Below are 3,181 nucleotides of genomic sequence, written 5' to 3'. Positions count from 1 at the left end.
GGCAACCAGCACCGCCTGCTCCAGGACCTGCTTGGCACGGTCGGTGAAGGGGATTTTCTCGTCCGAGGTGGCCCGGTGGCTGCCCGAGGACTGGAAGCGCTGGAGCTCGGAGCGGATCATGGACGAACGGAGGCCCAACTTGGAAAGGACGTAGGCGGCCACGCCGTCCGACTCCTCCACGAGGGACAACAGCAAGTGCTCGGTGCCCAGGTAGTCCTGGCCCATCTGCTTGGCCATGTCCCGGGCGAAGAGGATAACCTGACGGGCGCGAGGGGTGAACTTGTCGAGCATTTCTTCTCCGGGGTCGGGGCGGATCGGTTTTTCTACCCTTTAAGACGGCTTTTTTTCGACTGTGGCGCCGGATGTAATTTTTTGCATCCCGGGGCCGGGCGAACCGCGAGCCGGACGGTTCTACTCTGCCGATACGGGCTATCTCCCGCGGGAACGGCCCTTCTCCGCGTGCATCCTTGCTTCGGGAGCGAACCCCCTCCGCGAACGGTCGGCCCGGTTGCGCCGATACGGGCTATCTCCCGCGAGAACGGCCCTTCTCCGCGTGCGTCCTTGCTTCGGGAGCGAACCCCCTCCGCGGACGGTCGGCCCGATTGCGCCGATACGGGCTATCTCCCGCGGGAATGAACCTCCAAGCGATTCCGAGAGCGGCCGCGTGCGTCCTTGCTTCGGGAGTGAGCCCCCTCCGCGGACGGTCGGCCCGATTGCCGGTCCCGGACCGCTTCCCAGGCACCCCTTAGTATAGCACGGTTGGCGCCGTATCCCTAGGTCATCGCCGACCGAGCCGGGTCAGCACCTCGCTCCTCGACTGCCGGGTGGTGAGGGAACGCCAGTCGGCCAGCGAATCCAGGAGGTCTCCCTGCAGGCTCCACAGCGCCGCGTTGATCCGGGAGAGCGACGGCCGGTGGAGGAGGTCCATGCAACGCCCCAGCCGGAGCCAGGAGCAGAGGGTGCCCGCCTCGAGCTCCTCGAAGCCCGACCCGTGGCTGAGGATGCCCCAGGCCCGCCCCACCCCGTCCTCGACGAGGTTCCGGCGGCCCGAGAGGAGCGCCCCTCTGGCAGTCTCCTCGGCCCCGGTCAGAAGCTCCCCGACCCGCTTGGCCGAATCCAGAAGCTCGCCGGGTCCGCGCCGGAGAGCCACCAGGTTCACCAGGGTCACCATGCCCCCGCCGACCGGGCCGATGGCGGTGCCCCAGAAGCCGAGCTGGGCCGCCGCGGAGAGGAGACGCCGGAGCTGCCGGGTGAGCATCAGACCGGGCAGGTGGAGAACGAGCTCCACCCCCACCCCCGCCCCCGCCCGGCGCGGAGAGCTGGTCAGGTACCCGTGCTCGTCGTCGTGGGCCGCCTCGCCGACGGTCGAGAAAGCCTCGTCGAAACGCTCCACCTGATCGAGGAGACCACCCCGCCCGGGACTATCCTCGACGACCGAAAAAACGGCGTGGTCCTGCCCGCCCAGAATCAGCCAGCGGTCCTCCCTTTCACAGAAGTACAGCCGGGCGTTCTCGGTGAGAATGGGCGGCCAGAGGGCCCGCTCGGCCCACCAACCGGTTCCGCCGTGGTCGTCGAAGACCGCCCGACGGACACTGGAACCCAGGACGTCGGTCAGCACCTCGAGCTGCTCCAGCAGCCGGTGGCGGTCCGTCCCCTCGGGAATGAAGGGCAGGCCGGCGAGGTTGCGGATGACGGTGACGCGCGTGGCCAGCCACACGGGGTTGGCGTTCGCCGCGATCCAGCGCGGGGGGCGCAGGAGAAGCTCCAGGCTGGGGGCGAGGGTGACCATCACTCGTGGAACCGGTAGAAGAGCCGGAGGTGGTCGTCGAAAACTTCGTAGCACGTCGGGCACCCCAACCGCTCGGCCTGGGCGAAGTCGGACCAGCTCGTGCCGCATTCGGGGCAGATCGGGCCCTCGCCGCGCTGGGCGATGCGGATCAGGGGCGAGGGGACGCCCAGGCCGTAGAGGAAATCGGCCGAGGGCGAGGGGAGCCACATCTCCCACTCCGCCTCGGAACGGACCACCTCCAGGCAAGGGTCGCACAGGGCCATGTCCTGGCCCCAGGCCGGGATGAAGCGCACCACCGCCTCGTCCGATCCGCAGCGATCGCAGTTCATCTCGCCTCCATGGGGATAAGCTTTCCGCCGGAGAGGGTAAGGGCTCGGTCGGCGCGCGCCGCCAGACGCCCGTCGTGGGTGACGATAATGAAGCTCGTGCCGTCCGCCCCGGCGAGCGCGAAGACGTGGTTCAGAACGCGCTCGGCGGTGTCCGGGTCCAGGTTGCCGGTGGGCTCGTCCATGAACACCAGCGCCGGGCCGCCCACCAGGGCCCGCGCGATGGCCACCCGCTGCTGCTCGCCGCCGGAGAGCTTGACCGGGGAGTGGAGTAGGCGGTCGGAGAGTCCCACCCGGGCGAGAATCTCCTCGGCGCGGCGTCGGGACTCGGCCGGGCTCTCCCCGCGGGCCATGAGCGGCAGCATCACGTTCTCCAGCGCGCTGAACTCCAGGAGCAGGTGGTGCATCTGGAACACGAAGCCCACCTCGCGGTTGCGCACCAGCGCCAGCTCGCGCACCGAGAGGTCGTCGAGCCAGCGGTCGCCGATTCGGACGCGGCCGCTCGTGGGCCGGTCCAGCGCCCCCAGGATGTGCAACAGCGTGCTCTTGCCGGTGCCCGACGCCCCGACGACCACCACCGTCTCGCCGGCGGCCACCTCCAGGTCCACGCCCAGAAGGACCTCCAGGCGGCGCTCGCCGTCCTGGAAGAAGCGCTCCACCCCGCGGGCCTCCAGCAGGGCCTCATTCATAGCGGATGGCCTCCAGGGGATCCAGCCGGCTGGCCCGCCAGGCGGGGTAAAGGGTCGAAAGGAGGGTTATCAACATGGCGACGGCGCCGATCAGCACCACGTCGCCCCAGCTCACCACCGCCGGCAGATGGTCCATGTTGTAGATTTCCGCCGTGAGGTGGATGAACTTGTACTTCTCCAGAAGCCAGGCCAGCACGGCGCCGACCGCGCCGCCCACCACCGTCCCCAGGCCGCCCAGGACCATCCCCACGGTCAGGAAGACCCCCCTCACCTGGCCCCGCTTGACCCCGAAGCTCAGCATCACGCCGATGTCCTTCGTCTTCTCCACCGCCAGCATGATGAGGTTGCTCACCACGTTGAAGGCCGCCACCAGGACC

At 69.1% G+C, this 3,181-nt stretch carries 5 protein-coding genes; all 5 read right to left on the bottom strand.

The annotated features are described in order from the left end of the window. The coding region (locus tag NTW26_06355; protein ID MCX7021878.1) for a hypothetical protein at nucleotides 1-291 on the bottom strand (291 nt) is incomplete at its 3' end. A 487-nt stretch (nucleotides 292-778) separates the two neighbouring features. Beyond that, nucleotides 779-1,789 (bottom strand): hypothetical protein, encoded by a 1,011-nt coding sequence (locus NTW26_06350; protein MCX7021877.1) that lies wholly within the window; start codon nucleotides 1,787-1,789, stop codon nucleotides 779-781. Then, entirely contained in the window at nucleotides 1,789-2,118 is a 330-nt protein-coding gene (locus NTW26_06345) for a hypothetical protein (protein MCX7021876.1), read from the bottom strand. The genes NTW26_06350 and NTW26_06345 overlap by 1 nt, the downstream gene beginning before the upstream one ends. Further along, complete coding sequence (locus tag NTW26_06340; protein ID MCX7021875.1) at nucleotides 2,115-2,804, bottom strand: ABC transporter ATP-binding protein; 690 nt, start codon at nucleotides 2,802-2,804, stop codon at nucleotides 2,115-2,117. Before NTW26_06340 ends, NTW26_06345 begins: the two co-directional genes overlap by 4 nt. Continuing rightward, nucleotides 2,797-3,181 (bottom strand): FtsX-like permease family protein (locus NTW26_06335; protein MCX7021874.1); only part of this gene is annotated, 385 nt, incomplete at its 5' end. The genes NTW26_06340 and NTW26_06335, both read right to left, overlap by 8 nt.

Source organism: bacterium, from assembly GCA_026398675.1.
In the GTDB taxonomy this organism is placed as follows: Bacteria; RBG-13-66-14; RBG-13-66-14; order RBG-13-66-14; family RBG-13-66-14; genus RBG-13-66-14.
Note: the sequence above shows the minus strand (reverse complement) of the source record. Positions and strands in the feature narration are given on the sequence as shown.

Bases quoted from the DNA above. Each gene is read 5' to 3' on its own strand.
- NTW26_06340 (MCX7021875.1), bottom strand. From the start codon at position 2,804: ATGAATGAGGCCCTGCTGGAGGCCCGCGGGGTGGAGCGCTTCTTCCAG.
- NTW26_06350 (MCX7021877.1), bottom strand. From the start codon at position 1,789: ATGGTCACCCTCGCCCCCAGCCTGGAGCTTCTCCTGCGCCCCCCGCGC.
- NTW26_06345 (MCX7021876.1), bottom strand. From the start codon at position 2,118: ATGAACTGCGATCGCTGCGGATCGGACGAGGCGGTGGTGCGCTTCATC.